The 16,367-nt window shown below is 51.5% G+C and carries 15 protein-coding genes; 4 read left to right on the forward strand and 11 right to left on the reverse strand.

Going from position 1 to position 16,367, the window contains the following annotated elements:
• The 9 genes from PG883_RS05230 to rfbB all read right to left on the reverse strand — a co-directional run.
• Positions 1–389 (reverse strand): hypothetical protein (locus tag PG883_RS05230; RefSeq protein WP_270807022.1); only part of this gene is annotated, 389 nt, incomplete at its 3' end.
• A 29-nt stretch (positions 390–418) separates the two neighbouring features.
• Positions 419–1,756, reverse strand: coding sequence for a hypothetical protein (locus PG883_RS05235; protein ID WP_133280071.1), 1,338 nt, complete (start codon positions 1,754–1,756; stop codon positions 419–421).
• Between the two features lie 6 nt (positions 1,757–1,762).
• Positions 1,763–2,566 (reverse strand): glycosyltransferase family 2 protein, encoded by an 804-nt coding sequence (locus PG883_RS05240; protein WP_113978059.1) that lies wholly within the window; start codon positions 2,564–2,566, stop codon positions 1,763–1,765.
• A 1-nt stretch (position 2,567) separates the two neighbouring features.
• Positions 2,568–3,746 (reverse strand): ABC transporter ATP-binding protein, encoded by a 1,179-nt coding sequence (locus tag PG883_RS05245; RefSeq protein WP_113978057.1) that lies wholly within the window; start codon positions 3,744–3,746, stop codon positions 2,568–2,570.
• Between the two features lie 9 nt (positions 3,747–3,755).
• Positions 3,756–4,526, reverse strand: a complete 771-nt coding sequence (locus PG883_RS05250) for an ABC transporter permease (protein ID WP_201445123.1) — start codon at positions 4,524–4,526, stop codon at positions 3,756–3,758.
• A gap of 8 nt (positions 4,527–4,534) precedes the next feature.
• Positions 4,535–5,080 carry a dTDP-4-dehydrorhamnose 3,5-epimerase gene (rfbC, locus tag PG883_RS05255; RefSeq protein WP_201896710.1) on the reverse strand — a complete coding sequence of 182 codons (546 nt, stop codon included), beginning with the start codon at positions 5,078–5,080 and terminating at the stop codon, positions 4,535–4,537.
• Positions 5,081–5,142: 62 nt separating this feature from the next.
• A complete protein-coding gene (gene rfbA / locus PG883_RS05260; protein ID WP_113069999.1) occupies positions 5,143–6,021 on the reverse strand; it encodes a glucose-1-phosphate thymidylyltransferase RfbA in 879 nt (292 codons plus the stop codon).
• 114 nt (positions 6,022–6,135) lie between these two features.
• Positions 6,136–7,023 carry a dTDP-4-dehydrorhamnose reductase gene (gene rfbD, locus PG883_RS05265; protein WP_201896709.1) on the reverse strand — a complete coding sequence of 296 codons (888 nt, stop codon included), beginning with the start codon at positions 7,021–7,023 and terminating at the stop codon, positions 6,136–6,138.
• A complete protein-coding gene (gene rfbB / locus PG883_RS05270; RefSeq protein ID WP_039041243.1) occupies positions 7,023–8,108 on the reverse strand; it encodes a dTDP-glucose 4,6-dehydratase in 1,086 nt (361 codons plus the stop codon). The genes rfbD and rfbB overlap by 1 nt, the downstream gene beginning before the upstream one ends.
• Before the next feature lie 937 nt (positions 8,109–9,045).
• On the opposite strand from rfbB, the gene PG883_RS05275 reads away from it, so the two are divergent.
• Complete coding sequence (locus tag PG883_RS05275) at positions 9,046–9,720, forward strand: response regulator (RefSeq protein ID WP_161646571.1); 675 nt, start codon at positions 9,046–9,048, stop codon at positions 9,718–9,720.
• An 11-nt stretch (positions 9,721–9,731) separates the two neighbouring features.
• Positions 9,732–11,102 (forward strand): ATP-binding protein, encoded by a 1,371-nt coding sequence (locus tag PG883_RS05280; RefSeq protein ID WP_371175053.1) that lies wholly within the window; start codon positions 9,732–9,734, stop codon positions 11,100–11,102.
• Positions 11,103–11,477: 375 nt separating this feature from the next.
• Here the strand turns inward: PG883_RS05280 and glk are convergent, their stop codons facing one another.
• A complete protein-coding gene (glk, locus tag PG883_RS05285) occupies positions 11,478–12,446 on the reverse strand; it encodes a glucokinase (RefSeq protein WP_201888417.1) in 969 nt (322 codons plus the stop codon).
• 348 nt (positions 12,447–12,794) lie between these two features.
• On the opposite strand from glk, the gene PG883_RS05290 reads away from it, so the two are divergent.
• Both PG883_RS05290 and pyk read left to right on the forward strand, forming a co-directional pair.
• Positions 12,795–13,649, forward strand: coding sequence for a MurR/RpiR family transcriptional regulator (locus PG883_RS05290; protein ID WP_029314760.1), 855 nt, complete (start codon positions 12,795–12,797; stop codon positions 13,647–13,649).
• A gap of 160 nt (positions 13,650–13,809) precedes the next feature.
• Entirely contained in the window at positions 13,810–15,249 is a 1,440-nt protein-coding gene (pyk, locus tag PG883_RS05295; RefSeq protein WP_041214849.1) for a pyruvate kinase, read from the forward strand.
• Positions 15,250–15,316: 67 nt separating this feature from the next.
• Here the strand turns inward: pyk and PG883_RS05300 are convergent, their stop codons facing one another.
• Positions 15,317–16,360 carry an efflux RND transporter periplasmic adaptor subunit gene (locus tag PG883_RS05300; RefSeq protein WP_270807023.1) on the reverse strand — a complete coding sequence of 348 codons (1,044 nt, stop codon included), beginning with the start codon at positions 16,358–16,360 and terminating at the stop codon, positions 15,317–15,319.
• Positions 16,361–16,367: the final 7 nt, after the last annotated feature.

Raw genomic sequence — 16,367 nt, forward strand, 5'->3', positions numbered from 1 at the left:
TCATGGTGTTCCGCTTTGTTTCTTTGGCGAGAAGAAGCGTACCAGAACCGGCAGTTGGCCTCTTCTCTCCTATGCACCATGGGTGTTGCAGTTATTATCTGAATTCGCGTTTGATTTAATATTGAATCTATTGCGGCTTGCAATTCCCATGTTCGATCATATATAGGAATGATAACTGAAACTAAATTTTCTATACCATTATTACTTTCAGTCGTAGATACCATGTTGAAGCTTTGTTTATTAAAATGCTTGCCACTAATTGACAACATAGATATCAACTGCTTTCTTTTAGAGAGAGCCAGCGACAACGAATATTTTAAACCTCTATCTCTAGTTAAAAGAATAAACCGTTTCAATGCAAATTTAAGAATAGAAAAATTGTATTTCATATTGATGTTCTTAAGTAGTTCAGTTTTAATTAATGATGATTGGTGAACTTTTTAATTTTTCGCTTTAATAAAGCCACAAAGCTGTTATTTCTCATTGATTTTACATCATCACTTAGCGCGCTCAAAAAATCTCTATTTTCTACTAAAAGTCCTCTATGCTCCGCCAAAACATCCCTATTTTCTGCTAAATGCATGCTATGCTCCGCCAAAATATCTGCATATTCTTTGCTTTGTGCAACTAAGATATTAATTTTGTCATTAGACATTAAGATATCATTATTTAGTTTTTCAATGAGGCGAGCCTGATGCATAACGGTATCACTAAGAGTTAGTATATTTTTACTAATAGCTTCACGATCAACTCCATCTACAATTTTTTGCAAAAATCTATTACTAAGTAATTGTTTGCTATAAGCAAGTGCATGTTTAACTTGTAGTGCATCGCAAAGTATTTTTTTAAAGCCAAAACCATTCAGATTAAAAGCTTTATCAATATTTGATGCTATATCTCGCTCGGCAGCCATACGTTCATACACTTGCTGGAAGGTATCGAGAGCCGAAGGAAAATCATCTTTTAATTCTTTAATAATAGTGCTAGCATCTTTTTTACTACAGGCTGGACGACCTGAAAAATTGTAGTAAGAATTTAATTCATAATTATCAGCATCAAGATATCCATCACCACCAAAGTGGTCATATATATATACAAGCACTTTCGCGGAAACAGCAAAAACAACTGTATAGCCTATAGTAATGATCACATCATATTTTGAAAGTATCGAATCATTCAGCATTTCAACCTTGGCTGCTGAGCCATAATAGTCGAAATGTAAATTATGGTCTAATGATGGTAACTCTAACAATTCCTGTGGAGGGTGATTAGAAACAATTGCCACTCTATTCAGAGTTTGCTTCAACTCAAATGTATCATTTTGAAAAGAACAAGAGTTATGAAATACATAAACATCATCTGCCGCAATACCGCACCGAATCAGCTCTTCTTTTGTTTCATCTGAGTTACATAGATAGCTATCAAATAGCTGACCTGAGCAAAGTGGGGCCTCTATAGGCTCATAAGGGCTTAGTGAAAAGTAGCATAACTTCCTACAGTTTACACCTTTTGGGAAAAAATACGGGAGCGTGTGGGTATGGAAACAAATAACAAGATCATATTCATGATCCATACCATCAACCAAGTCATTTATTCTTACACCAGCCAGCTGCTGATGATAAAAGTCACCTATATCGATGCATCCTATATGTACCTGATGATTTTCTCTAATAAATGCCTGTGTGAGTTCATAAACAACTCTCTCAGCCCCAGCGTAGTTTCGCAAAGATTGACATAAAATAGCGATTCTGTACATGACACCTCAACTTATGGGATGAATAACAACCGCATTGTCGAATAAATCTTTCCCCCATTTATATAATGGAGTAGAAAAGTCAGACTCTTTGTGTATTGCCTGACCTTTTCTACTCAACCACTTATCGGCATAGATCCCTGGGAAGTTATCAATATAATAGTCACACTTATCTTCCCATCGACTAACAGACAGAGCTTTACCAAAATGTTGACATTTAAATAAGGTTAAGTATCTTTTTGAAGATATAGTAGGCTCTCTTGCATCATCGAGAATAAAATCAGCTCCAGATAAACTGCTCCATATAAATATTATGTCTCGACGCTCAGGACCAAAATATTTACGTCTGTTAAGCAATACTTCGCCCTCCTTTATATCGAGGGCATCATCATGTGTCATGTACGCATCGAATAATGGAACTCTAATATAATCTATTTTATTATAATCGAGTAAATCAAGCTCAGTTCGAATATTTCCAACCAAACGTTCGTCCGCATCCATATAGATTATCCACTGAGGTCTAAACAACTTGATTGCAAGATCATTCAGCAATTTTCTGTGAGCGGTCTCTTGTCCAGTCCGATTATTTTTATCCCATCTGTTATTTCTTATAATAGATGTAACCTTAGGGTGTTGCTGAAGAATTTCATAGGTATTATCTATACTACAGTCATCCAATACAATAATGGCATCACAAAAAACACTCACGTGCTCTAAAAAGTCTTTCATAATTAAAGATTCGTTTCTAACCCGAGTAATAACAATAACTTTTGGATTACTTACTCGGCCAAGATAATATTCATAACTATACATGTTACTCTATTCTCCAATTATGATTTATACCGACAGCACCTTCATATCGTTCTAAACCACGTTCATTTTTTGGAGTTGTAACGTCAAAGTGAGCAATATAGTCTATCCTATCATAGTGAAATGTCGCCAAATCATCCGTAACTGATATTGATATACTATATCTTCCACTCAAAAGTGGGAAATCTTTCATTTCTATAGAAACGTTTTTTGGAACTCGTTCTATTTTTAGTGAATCTCTCACTGTGCTAAACACAGAAACGATATTATCAGAAGAGTTTCTAATAATAACTCCGATGCCAATACTAGATGATATGTCAATGAGTTTTTCAATATCAAATGACAAATTAAGGCGAGATCCAGTGGCAACAACCCCATTTTCTATTATAAAATTTTTAATTTTAAGTTTCGGTGAATTTGGTGTCATAACTACAGCATGCTTATAATCACATTGAACTGTTGGCATGGTTTCTTTTAAATATTTTGTACACACATCCTTTGCTGAGGCGTCCATTTTAATCTTGCCATGCTCTAACCAAATCGCACGTGTACAGAAGTTCCTTACCATTGGGATTGAGTGACTTACAAAGAAGATCGGGATACCTGAGTCTCGAAGTTCTTTCATCTTGTTTATAGACTTTTCTTGAAATGCCATATCACCGACACTTAAAGCTTCATCCACGATCAATAAGTCAGGGGAGGAGTGCACAGCAATAGAAAATGCAAGCCTGGCAAACATACCTGATGAATATGTTTTAACAGGCATGTCTATAAAATCCAAAATTTCCGAAAAATTTATTATTTCTTGCTCTTTTTCGGCTATTTCCTTGCTACTCATACCGATAAGGGAACCGTTTAATGATATGTTTTCCCTGCCAGTATATTCAGGATTAAAACCGGCCCCTAACTCGAGCAAAGCTGCTATTTTCTTTGGCTTGGATACATTACCAGTAGATGCTTTCAATGTTCCACAAATAATCTGAAGCAAGGTTGACTTACCAGCACCATTCTTGCCGATAATACCAACAGTCTCACCCTTTGAAATTGAGAATGAGATGTTATCTAAGGCATGAAAAAACTCACTGCTCTTAACTGCTGATTTAATACCGAGATTAAAAAATATGCGCCGCCACGGGCTTCTACTAATATTGAATTTTTTACTAACATTCTCAACTTTTAGCATATTAAAAACTCACGTAAGATCGGCAAAATCTTCTTCCAATGCTTTGAATAAAAAGACACCCATAGCACATGCAAGTAGACTAAAAAAAGTAACCATCATAATGGAATTAAAATCAACATATGATTCAAGTACAATTTTACGGGCCCCTGAAATAATTGGCGACAGGGGGTTGTATTTTATAACACTCTCGAAGATGGGGCTAACCTTCTTAGCATCAAAGAAAACAGGAGATATAAACATCAATACAGGATTGATAAAGTTGGCAACATTGCCTAGATCTTTTATATAAGAACCAAGAGCAGAAAGTATTGTTGAAATTGCAAACCCAATAAAAAACAATGGAATTGCATATAAATATATCGATAGCCAGATAATATTTATCGTGCCAGCATCATATGCTCTATATAGCAAAACCAATGTCATATTTATAACCAAGATAAATAATGCACTAATCGTTGAAGACAATGGTATTGATAGTCTATTGAAAACAACCTTCTTAATTAAACTAGCGTTATTATTAATCAAATCAGATGATTTCCCAATCATCTCCGTCATAAAAAAATAAGGGGTTAGACCACAAAACAATGCAACAGTATAGTTGAATTCTAACCCATCGATATCCCACCGCGCCTTAAAAACATATTGAAAAACAGCAGAATATAACGCTAACAATAAAAGAGGGCTCAACACAACCCATGCAGGCCCCAATACACTACCTTTATATTTTGTTAGCAATTCCCTGCGACTAAATTCAAGCGAAAGCCTTAATAACTGCATCATCAAAAACCTTATTCAAAGCATTCTGCAAATGAAAAACCAACAGCTACTTTATCTTTTTCTGACAACATAGGAATAATCTCCCCCCAATTGATATTGATCTCTTTGTCATTCCAGAGGATGCTCCTTTCATTTTTAGGAGAGTAATAGTTTGTCGTTTTATATAAAAACTCAGCTGTCTCACTTATAGTGAAAAAACCATGTGCAAACCCTTCCGGGATCCACAACTGTCGTTTGTTTTCACCTGACAAGTGAACGCCAACCCACTGTCCAAAGGTTGGAGAGCTTTTGCGGATATCTACCGCCACATCAAACACTTCACCTGCAACACAGCGCACCAGCTTGCCCTGGGCATGGGGAGACAATTGATAATGTAAGCCACGCAATACCCCTTTCGACGATTTGGAGTGATTATCCTGCACAAAACTCACAGGATATCCTACTGCCTCTTCAAACAACTTGTGGTTGAAACTCTCAAAGAAATATCCACGCTCATCACCAAATACTTTTGGTTCAAAAATAAGCACGTCAGGAATTGCTGTTTTGATTACGTTCATCTGTTTACCCACATTTGATCCAGTTTTTATGGGGGAACAACATTCCTCCCCCCCATATCACATCAGGCGTTAGCAACCATTCTTAACAAATATTGGCCATATGCATTTTTCGCCAGCGGCGCTGCAAGCTCACGTATCTGGTCAGCACTGATAAACTTTTGGCGATAGGCGATCTCTTCAGGACACGCCACCTTCAATCCCTGGCGCGTCTCGATAGTCTGAATAAAGTTGCTCGCTTCTATCATGCTTTCATGGGTACCGGTATCCAGCCAGGCATAGCCACGCCCCATCATCGCCACCGACAGATTGCCTTGCTCCAGGTAGATACGGTTCACATCGGTGATTTCCAGCTCACCACGCGGTGACGGCTTCAGGCACTTGGCAATCTCAACAACGCTGTTGTCGTAGAAATAGAGGCCGGTGACCGCATAGTTGCTCTTGGGCTCCAACGGCTTCTCTTCCAGCGAGATAGCGGTACCCTCTTTATCAAATTCCACCACCCCATAACGCTCGGGGTCATGCACATGGTAGGCAAAGACGGTAGCACCACTCTCTTTGGCCGCTGCCGCCGCCAACTGTTTCTGCAGGTCGTGGCCATAGAAGATGTTGTCCCCCAGCACCAGCGCACAGGGGTCTGACCCGATAAACTCTTCACCCAGAATAAAGGCTTGTGCCAACCCGTCCGGACTTGGCTGCACCTTGTACTGCAAATTCAGGCCCCACTGACTGCCGTCACCCAGCAATTGCTCAAAACGGGGGGTATCTTGCGGCGTGCTGATGATCAGAATATCGCGAATGCCCGCCAGCATCAGGGTGCTGAGCGGGTAGTAGATCATCGGCTTGTCATAGATAGGCAACAGTTGCTTGCTCACCGCCATGGTCACCGGATAGAGACGGGTGCCTGAGCCACCGGCCAGAATGATGCCTTTACGTTTGGTCATGATGCTTGTTTCTTATTTTTAAATTGCAAAAGAAAAAGGTGGCTTGCAGCTACACCTTTTACGTTTTATCTCTTGCCAGCCAGGGATGCACTCAACACATCCCTGACCAGGGATTTACTTGCTGAGGATCTCGGTCAACATCCGCTCCACGCCGACGGTCCAGTCCGGCAGTACCAGATCAAAGGTGCGCTGGAATTTGTCGGTATCAAGGCGGGAGTTATGGGGGCGTTTGGCAGGGGTCGGGAAGGCGCAGGTCGGCACTGCATTGAGTTGCGTGACCGCCAGATCAACGCCAGCCTCTCTGGCTTTGGCAAACACCAATTGGGCGTAGTCAAACCAGGTGGTGGTACCGGAGGCAATCAGATGGTACAGCCCGGCAACCTCGGGTCTGCTCTGCGCCACGCGGATCGCATGGGCGGTGCAATCGGCCAGTAACTCGGCACCGGTCGGGGCGCCGAACTGGTCATTGATGACCGACATCTCGCTACGCTCTTTGCCAAAGCGCAGCATTGTCTTGGCAAAGTTGGCTCCACGGGCGGCGTAGACCCAGCTGGTGCGGAAGATCAGGTGACGAGCGCAGAGAGCCGCCCCCTGTTCCCCTGCCAACTTGGTTTCACCGTAGACGTTGAGCGGTGCAGTTGCATCGGTTTCCACCCAGGGACGCTCACCGCTGCCATCGAACACATAGTCGGTGGAGTAATGCACCAGCCAGGCACCCAATGCTTCCGCTTCTTTGGCGATCGCCGCCACACTGGTCGCGTTGAGCAGCTCGGCAAATTCCCGCTCACTCTCCGCCTTGTCGACTGCGGTGTGGGCTGCGGCGTTGACAATCACGTCCGGCTTGACAAGACGTACCGTGTCGGCCACCCCTGCCGGGTTGCTGAAATCGCCACAATAATCGGTGGAGTCAAAATCAACGGCAGTGATGTGGCCCAGCGGTGCGAGTGCACGCTGCAGCTCCCAACCGACCTGACCGTTTTTGCCAAACAGCAGAATATGCATCAGGCACGCTCCCCGTAATTCTGCTCAATCCAGGATTGGTAGGCACCGCTCTTGACGTTGTTGACCCACTGCTGGTTATCCAGATACCACTGCACGGTTTTGCGAATGCCAGATTCGAACGTTTCTTGCGGCTGCCATGCGAGCTCACTGCTCATCTTGCTGGCATCGATGGCATAACGGCGATCATGGCCAGGGCGATCCGCCACATAGGTGATTTGCTCACGATAAGAGCCCGCCTTCGGCACCATCTCGTCCAGCAGATCGCAGATGGTGTGTACCACCTCCAGATTCTGCTTCTCGTTATGACCGCCGATGTTGTAGGTCTCCCCGACCAAGCCCGTGGTCACCACCTTGTAGAGCGCGCGTGCGTGGTCTTCCACATAGAGCCAATCGCGAATTTGGTCGCCCTTGCCATAGACCGGCAGCGGCTTACCATCCAACGCATTGAGGATCACCAGCGGGATAAGTTTCTCGGGGAAGTGGTACGGGCCGTAGTTGTTGGAGCAGTTGGTGACGATGGTGGGCATGCCGTAGGTACGGCGCCAGGCGCGCACCAGATGGTCACTGGAAGCCTTGGAGGCAGAATAGGGGCTGCTGGGGGCGTAGGGCGTCGTTTCAGTGAAGAGTGGCAAGGGTTCACCAGCAGACGCTTCATCCGGATGTGGCAGATCGCCATACACCTCGTCGGTGGAAATATGGTGGAAGCGGAAGGCCGTCTTGCGCGCCTCGTCCAGACCGTTCCAATAGGCGCGGGCCGCTTCCAGCATCATATAGGTGCCGACGATATTGGTCTCGATGAAGTCGGCGGGGCCTGTGATAGAGCGATCAACGTGACTCTCGGCGGCCAAGTGCATCACGGCATCCGGTTGATGGGTAGCAAACACCCGATCCAGTTCGACGCGGCTGCAGATGTCGACCTGCTCGAACGCGTAACGATCGCTGCCCGAGACCTCAGCCAGGGATTCCAGGTTGCCTGCATAGGTCAGCTTGTCGAGGTTGACAACTGAGTCTTGGGTATGCTGGATGATATGGCGAACAACGGCTGAACCGATAAAGCCGGCACCACCAGTCACAAGGATCTTCATTGAAAGGTTCCCGATTTCAAGATAACGAAATGACAAGACATTGTTTGACGCTTGCGTAGAAGATTTTCACGGTAGGTTTGCGAAGCGCCTACACTGATGACTAAATCGTCTAGCACACAGATATATCACTGAAACTAAGCTTGGTTAATTTTTCTGCATAATTTCTAGCGATACGATTTGTAAATAATTCTTATTTGATAAACTTGGTGGGGAGGGTAATTATGAAAAAGATGACATAGTCAACAAAGTGAAACGCTACCGCCCTTGAGTTACAGCTCCCAATATGCTGATTTTAACCTTCTTGTCCGTGCTGTTGGCCATCAGATCCTCCAGCTTCTTGTTTTGATTGATGTTTAACAATTCTTAAGCATTCCATTACCTTACTAGGCTGTCCGGAACCTACATTGCTCACATCTTGGGCTTTTTGCGCCCTAAACCCGATCGCGGGTCAGATTCTATCTTGTTTAACCCAAGGGTGAATAGTCAAAAGGTGCAAAAGGCCCTCAATAGGGTAAGGATTCAACAGCATTCCCATTAACCTACTGACTTCAATGTCACCAGTATTTTTACTGATAATCCTCTAGTGACACCTTTCGATGAAGAATAGAAAAAATATGTCTGTCAGTGTGCTCTTATCACCTCATTCGTGGGCATCAGATTGTTAGGATAGCGCCAAGAGATCAAGAGTGTGCTCTTCTGTTGACCCATTCACGTACCTTACTGCCCCTCCACTGCGATCATAACGGTCGCATACTGCTGTCACCGTATGTAAATCGCTTCGTGTCACAGTGTTTTGACATCTTATTAAACACTCTATTGAGGAGTTCAGTCTGGGATGATTCAGTCCCGATACAGCGGGGTCAGGTAGGATCCGGATTGACTCTCCCTCTTGTTGACCCTCTAATTGACAGCCTGGACCCTCATCATCATGCATCTTATGAAAATCCTACTGGTTGAAGACGACAAGCTACTCAATCACCACCTCTCCACCCTGTTGACCGAGGCCCAGAACCAGGTTTACAGCACGGACAAAGCCCAGGTGGCGCTGCACTATGCGGCCGACTACCCCATCGATGTCGCCATCATCGATCTGGGCCTGCCTGACATGGATGGCCTTCAGCTCATCACCCGCCTGCGCGAGCAGCAGATCCCCTTTCCCATCATTGTGCTGACGGCCAGAGGCAACTGGCAGGACAAGGTGGAAGGACTGGAAGCCGGGGCGGACGACTACCTGGTCAAACCCTTCCAGAAGGACGAGCTGCTGGCCCGCCTCAATGCGCTGGTACGCCGCAGCGCCGGCTTCATCTCCCCCAGAGTGAAGGCGGGTGACTACGAGCTGGATCTCTCCCGCAAGGAGCTGACCATCGCCGGCGAGGTCACCGTGCTGACCAGTTTCGAATACCTGATCCTGGAATACCTGATGCGAAATGCCCGTCAGGTGGTCTCCAAACAGCAGTTGCTGGATCAGCTCTATGGGGACGGTGAAGGGGATCCCAACACCATCGAGGTGATGGTGAGCCGGCTTCGCAAAAAACTGGATCCGGAAGGGAGCATCCAGCCCATCTCCACCATCCGCCGCCAGGGCTACATCTTCAACCTCGCCTGTAGCTGATGCGCCTTGCCATGTTGCATCCCCTAGCCCTGATCCGCCGCTCCCTGCACCTCAAGCTGATGCTGAGTGCCATGCTGGTCATCGCGCTCATCATGGCCTTCTCCGTCTACATCCTTTACCTCGGCCATGCCGAGGAGCAGGCCCAGAAAGCCAGTGTCCGCATGCAGGAGAACCTCTCCAAGCTGTTCTCGTCCAAGCAGCCGGAGCCCCACGCAATGACGGATCTTGGCAAGCTCACCCCGGATGCCATCGACCCCAATCTCGACACCCTGATCTGCCGCGCCGACGGGGCGCTGAGCTGGTCCAGCCTGCACATGCCGGAGGTGGTCTCCATCAAGGAGACCATCTGCCGGGATCTGATGAGATACCTGGGGGGATTGGATCAGGACTATTTCTTCAAGCTGCATACCATCAAGAACGGCGAGAGCTACTTCATCTACAGCCTGCGTTTCCTGCGCAATCATGGCGCCGGCCCCACCACCTACTACGTGGTGATGGTCGATTCCGCCCGGCGCTATCAGGCCCAGACCCGCGATTACCTCTACCGCTGCATTCGCCAGGCGCTGCTCGCCTACTGTCTGCTGGGCGCCCTGTTGCTGCTCACCAGTTTTTGGAGCCTCTCCTCCCTGCGTACCATGGCACGCCAGATTGACGAGATCCGCGCCGGTACGCGAGAGGCACTGTCAAACGACTACGAGCGCGAGCTGACCCCCCTGACAAGCTCGGTCAACCAATTGCTGGAGAACGAACGCCAGCAGACCCAGCGCTACCAGCACGCCCTCAACGATCTCGCCCACAGCCTGAAAACCCGGCTGGCGCTCATCCAGATCACCGCCCAGGAGCTCAAGCTCGGCCACGACATCCATGACAACATCAATGAACAGATCACCACCATGGATCAGATCATTCAGTACCAGTTGCGCCGCGCCGTCACCGGGCGAAAACGCCTCGCGAGCAAGGGCACCGAACCGGTTCCCCTCATCGAGAAGCTGCTGGCCAGCCTCGCCAAGGTCTATCGCCACAAGAAGCTGCAGACCGGCTTCCAGTTTGACGACGATGTCTTCTTTCACGGCGAGCAGGGCGATCTGATGGAGCTGATGGGCAACCTGCTGGACAACGCCTGCAAATTCGCCATCAGCGAGATCCGGGTTCATGTCCGCCACCGGGAGAGGGGTCTGCTCATCGTGGTGGAAGACGACGGCCCCGGCATCGATCCCGGCAAATCGCAGCAGATCTTCCAGCGCGGCGTGCGGGCTGACAGCTCCCCCGGCCAGGGGATTGGCCTCGCCGTGGTGACCGAAATCGTGCACAGCTACGGCGGCGAGATCCGGGTGGATGACTCCCCGCTCGGCGGCGCGAGATTCCACATCACCCTCCCCTGACAGCGCAGAGGCCAGTACCTGGCTTCTGCCGCATTCAGGCGTTGCCATCCCGGTGCTTTCCCTGTCTCACGCCTCACTCCTTATGCTTCGACAAAGCAAAGCACATGGCAGCGAGGCTGACGAGCTTGCACTCCCATCAGAAGCTGGTCTGCCGCTCCCCTCAGCCCCATGCTCGCGCAGAAACGGTAGGCATAAAAAAACCGGCCGCGAGGGCCGGTAAAACAGTTCAGGCTTGTCAGGTGACAATGCGCACCCAGCGGATGAAGACCGGTTTCACATCCCTATGAAGCCCCGTCCTCTTGAGTACGTGGGCCTACTCTACGCTAGGGCCACTGAATCAGGGCTGAACCGCAATAAAATTGTTTCTCTAGCCTGTCAGAGACGGATCCCGAGCGACTGGCGCAGATAGGCTCCCGCCCCGAGCAGCCCCGGCCCTTCATGGGTGATGAGGAAGACCGGAATGTCTTTGAGATAAGGCTTGAAGCGCCCCTTGTCCTCGAAGGCGACCCGAAAGCCCGATCCGATGAAGAACTCCTGAAAGCGCGGCACTATGCCACCGGCGATATAGACACCGCCGAAGGTGCCCATGTTGAGGGCCAGGTTGCCGGCAAAGCGGCCCATGAGCACGCAGAACAGGCTCAAGGTACGGCGGCAATCGAGGCAATCCCCCGCCAGCGCGCGCTCGGTGATGTCCTTGGGGGCAAAGGATTCAGGCTCGCGGCCATCGGATTTGACCAGGCCGCGATAGAGATTGACGAGCCCGGGGCCCGAGAGGAAACGCTCCGCCGACACATGGCCCAGCTCGCCGCGCATCACCTGCAGCACCGCATCTTCCTCTTCCGTGTTGGCGGCGAAGTCCACGTGACCGCCCTCACCCGGCAGGCTCAGCCACTGCTCACCGGCCTGCACCAGGTGGGCGACGCCAAGGCCGGTCCCTGCGCCATAAATGGCGATGGGCTTGCCGGCTACCGGAGCCGCGCCCCCGAGCTGGATGCGATCGCTCTCGCCGAGCACGGGTACCGCCATGGAGACGGCAGTGAAATCGTTGATCACCTGCAGGCGCGCAAGGCCGAGGTTGGCCTGCATCTCGCGGATGGAGAACTCCCAGCTGTGGTTGGTCATGGCGACCCAGTCACCATTGATGGGACAGGCGATGGCGATGCACGCCTCGCCCACGGTGGCATCGTGCTCTTCGAGATAGAGGCGCACCACGGCCTCCAGGCTGGGATGGGCCAGCCCCGAATAGGTTTTTGCCTGGGAAATGGCGCCCGTCGCCAGTTCGCACAGGGCCAGCCGGGCATTGGTACCGCCAACGTCGCCCACCAGCGCATGGGTATGCTGCATAACAAACTCCTTCGTTACCGACTCGGGGCGGCCCTTACCGTCCCGACATTATTATTTGGCTGCAATACTACTCGAGCCCGCAGCCGGGCTGCGCGATTTATGCAGACAAGTGTGCGCCCGCTCACAGTGTTGTTGCTTTGCAACATTTGTAAGCGTTTTCAAGACGAAAATGGAAGTTTGCAACTAAAAACACGAAATAATTAGACATGAGTCATACTTTGCAGGGCCGAGATTAGTTCCGATAAGCGCTTGTCTTGTATAGTCATCGCGGAGACTGGAAACCTGCTTGAGCTGTGAATTTAGTGCACAGACACTGAAGTTAAATTACAAAAATGCTTGGTGGTAATGATGAATACCCTCGATAAAATTACGAACAATCTGGAAAGTTTCAGTAAATCAGAGCGTAAGGTGGCTGAAGTGATCCTGGCCTCACCCCAGACCGCCATTCACTCCAGCATTGCTACCCTGGCCAAGCTGGCCGATGTGAGCGAACCGACCGTCAACCGTTTCTGCCGTCGCCTCGATACCAAGGGTTTTCCCGATTTCAAGCTGCACCTGGCCCAGAGTCTGGCCAACGGCACCCCTTATGTGAACCGCCACGTGGAAGCGGAAGACGGCCCGGATACCTATACCGCCAAGATCTTCGAATCCACCATGGCCTGCCTCGATGCCGCCAAGAACAGCTTGGACATCTCGGCCATCAACCGCTGCGTCGATATTCTGACCCAGTCCAAGAAGATCAGCTTCTTTGGTCTGGGCGCCTCCTCCGCCGTCGCCCGGGATGCCCAGAACAAGTTCTTCCGCTTCAACATCCCCGTGGTGAGCTTCGATGACATCGTCATGATGCGCATGAGCTGCATCAACAGCAGCGAAGGGGATGTGGTGGTCCTCATCTCCCACACCGGCCGCACCAAGGCCCTGGTGGAAATTGCCGCGCTGGCCCGGGAAAACGATGCCACCGTCATCGGCATGACCGCCAAGGACTCTCCCCTGGCCCGCGAATGCAACCTGGTGCTCTCCATGGACGTGCCGGAAGACACCGACGTCTACATGCCCATGGCCTCGCGCATCGCCCAGCTCGCCCTGGTGGACGTGCTGGCCACCGGTTTCACCCTGCGCCGTGGCATGAAATTTCGCGAAAACCTGAAGAAAGTCAAAGAAGGTTTGCGCGAATCCCGCTTTGATACCCCGCACTCCTCCTGATCATTCGGGGGTCCGCACCCGACTGTCTATGCCAACGGGCTTGGTGTAGTATCGAAATTCAATCAAACAAGGCCACCCAGATGGCCTGCCAGTTGGCGCCATGCCACATGCTTGACGGGGCAGTATTTCAAGTCATATCAACTTCACATTGGAGTCTTTCATGCCAAGACGTACAAAGATTGTTACCACACTCGGTCCGGCGACCGATCGCGACGGCATTCTCGAGGGGATCATTCGCGCCGGTGCCGACATGGTGCGGATGAACTTCTCCCACGGCACTCCTGAAGATCATATCCAGCGCGCCAACCAGGTGCGTGACATCGCCGCCAAGCTGGGCCGCCACGTGGCCATCATGGGCGATCTGCAAGGCCCCAAGATCCGCGTCTCCACCTTCAAGGATGGCAAGATCTACCTCGCCATCGGTGACAAGTTCATTCTCGATGCCGCCCTCGGCAAGGGCGAAGGCTGCCAGGAGCAGGTCGGCATCGACTACAAGAGCCTGCCGCAGGACGTGGTATCCGGTGACATCCTGCTGCTGGACGATGGCCGCGTGCAATTGAAGGTCGAGCAGGTCGAAGGCACCCGCATCCACACCACGGTGACCGTGGCCGGCCCTCTCTCCAACAACAAGGGCATCAACAAGAAAGGTGGCGGCCTCTCCGCACCGGCCCTGACCGAGAAAGACAAGGAAGACATCAAGACCGCCGCCCGCATGAACGTGGACTACCTGGCGGTCTCCTTCCCCCGCAGCGGCGATGATCTGCGCTACGCCCGCGAACTGGCCCGCGAAGCCGGCTCCAACGCCAAGATCGTGGCCAAGGTCGAGCGCGCCGAGACCGTCGCCAGCGACGAGGCGATGGAAGACATCATCCTTGGCTCCGATGCCGTCATGGTGGCCCGTGGTGACCTGGGTGTCGAAATCGGCGACCCCGAACTGGTGGGTGTGCAGAAGAAGCTCATTCGCCACTCCCGTCGCCTTAATCGCGTGGTCATCACCGCGACCCAGATGATGGAGTCCATGATCAACGCGCCGCTCCCGACCCGTGCCGAAGTCATGGACGTGGCCAACGCCGTGCTTGACGGTACCGATGCGGTGATGCTCTCCGCCGAGACCGCCGCCGGCCAGTTCCCCATCGAGACCGTGACCTCCATGGCCAGCGTCTGTGTGGGCGCCGAGAAGCACCCGAGCCTGAACGTCTCCAACCACCGCATGAGCTACACCTTCACCTCGGTGGAAGAGGCGGTGGCCATGTCCACCATGTATGCGGCCAACCACCTGGAAGGAGTCAAGGCGATCGTGGCGCTGACCGAGTCGGGCACCACCCCGCTGCTGATGTCCCGCATCAGCTCCGGCCTGCCCATCTTCGCCATGTCTCCTCACAACAAGACCCTGGCCTGGGCCAACCTCTACCGCGGCGTCACCCCCGTGCTGTTTGATGGCGACGAGACCAAGCCGGTCTACGAGGTGTGCCGCGACGCGCTGGACGTGCTCAAGGCCAAGGGACTGCTGCAAAGTGGCGACATGGTATTGCTCACCCACGGCGACAAGATGGAGACCGTCGGCAGCACCAACACCTGCAAGGTGATGATGGTCGAGTAATCGCCCCTCCTCCCTGCAACAAAAACGGCTCCCGCGGGAGCCGTTTTTTTATGGGATCTGCCCAGGTTCAACCGCGAAACAGCTCCACCTTGTCCCCATCCTGCAGGCTGCCGGCGCCGCGCACCACCACCTTGTCTCCCTGCTTGAGGGCGCCACTCACCGCCACCTCCCGGCTGTCCCCGAACAGCACGGTGACCGGCACCCGGTTCACCGTGAGCGCCTCGCCACGCTGCTCCACCTGATAGACCACGCTTCCCTCGGTGCCGAGCACCAGGGCATCCCGTGGCAGCAGCATGGTGTGCTGCTCTCCCATCGGCAGCGCCACCCGCACCGGCGAGCCAATGATGAACGTGCCCGCTTCCGGCTTGAGGCGCAGCTCGATGAGCCGGGACTTGGGATCGGCGCTCGCCGCCCGCTGGTAATAGATGGCGTGGCTGCTGAGCTGCTCCCCTTCCACCCGCAACCGGGTCTGGATGGCCAGTTGCCGGGCCCAGGCAATAGGCGCACGCAACCGGATGTCCGGCTGGTCCGGATTGACCAGCTCAAGCGCCTGTTCGCCCGCATCCACATGCTCCCCCGGCTGGATGAAGTGTTCATTCACCACTCCGTCAAACGGGGCAAAGATGCGGCTTCTGCGCAGCTGCTCCTCAATCTGGCGCACCTGCACCCGCGCCAGCTGCTCGGCCAGCTCAGCCTGCTCCACGTCATAGCGCGCCTTGTCATACTGGCTCTGGGAGGCACTCTTTTGCTGGTGCAAACGATCCAGGCGCTGGAACTCGGCGCGAGCGTAACGCAGATTGCTCCCCTCTCTGGCTTGTTCCGCCCTCGCCTGCTCCAGCGAGAGGCGCAGGGTCGCGCTGTCCAGGCGCAGCAACTCGTCCCCCGTCTTCACCCGGCTGCCAAACTCGGCTATCCACTCCACCCGACCGCTCACTTCGGCGCTGAGCGCCGCCTGCTGCCGGCTCGCCACCGTGCCGCTGACCCAGATGCTGGCCCCCGCCTCTCCCTGGGCCACCTCCGCCAGCATCACCATCTTGCTTTGTGCAAGCGCAGGCAGCCCGCCAGCCAGCAGCAGAGCCCCCACCACTATCCTTGTGAAACCTTGTGTCATCGATGAG

The sequence above is a fragment of the Aeromonas sp. QDB25 genome, from assembly GCF_027707725.1.
GTDB classification, from domain to species: domain Bacteria; phylum Pseudomonadota; class Gammaproteobacteria; order Enterobacterales; family Aeromonadaceae; genus Aeromonas; species Aeromonas caviae.

Coding starts and splice junctions, on each gene's coding strand:
- rfbD (WP_201896709.1), bottom strand. CDS start 7,023: ATGCATATTCTGCTGTTTGGCAAAAACGGTCAGGTCGGTTGGGAGCTG.
- PG883_RS05300 (WP_270807023.1), bottom strand. CDS start 16,360: ATGACACAAGGTTTCACAAGGATAGTGGTGGGGGCTCTGCTGCTGGCT.
- PG883_RS05240 (WP_113978059.1), bottom strand. CDS start 2,566: ATGTATAGTTATGAATATTATCTTGGCCGAGTAAGTAATCCAAAAGTT.
- rfbB (WP_039041243.1), bottom strand. CDS start 8,108: ATGAAGATCCTTGTGACTGGTGGTGCCGGCTTTATCGGTTCAGCCGTT.
- rfbA (WP_113069999.1), bottom strand. CDS start 6,021: ATGACCAAACGTAAAGGCATCATTCTGGCCGGTGGCTCAGGCACCCGT.
- pyk (WP_041214849.1), top strand. CDS start 13,810: ATGCCAAGACGTACAAAGATTGTTACCACACTCGGTCCGGCGACCGAT.
- rfbC (WP_201896710.1), bottom strand. CDS start 5,080: ATGAACGTAATCAAAACAGCAATTCCTGACGTGCTTATTTTTGAACCA.
- PG883_RS05235 (WP_133280071.1), bottom strand. CDS start 1,756: ATGTACAGAATCGCTATTTTATGTCAATCTTTGCGAAACTACGCTGGG.
- PG883_RS05250 (WP_201445123.1), bottom strand. CDS start 4,526: ATGATGCAGTTATTAAGGCTTTCGCTTGAATTTAGTCGCAGGGAATTG.
- PG883_RS05245 (WP_113978057.1), bottom strand. CDS start 3,746: ATGCTAAAAGTTGAGAATGTTAGTAAAAAATTCAATATTAGTAGAAGC.
- PG883_RS05280 (WP_371175053.1), top strand. CDS start 9,732: ATGTTGCATCCCCTAGCCCTGATCCGCCGCTCCCTGCACCTCAAGCTG.
- glk (WP_201888417.1), bottom strand. CDS start 12,446: ATGCAGCATACCCATGCGCTGGTGGGCGACGTTGGCGGTACCAATGCC.
- PG883_RS05290 (WP_029314760.1), top strand. CDS start 12,795: ATGAATACCCTCGATAAAATTACGAACAATCTGGAAAGTTTCAGTAAA.
- PG883_RS05275 (WP_161646571.1), top strand. CDS start 9,046: ATGAAAATCCTACTGGTTGAAGACGACAAGCTACTCAATCACCACCTC.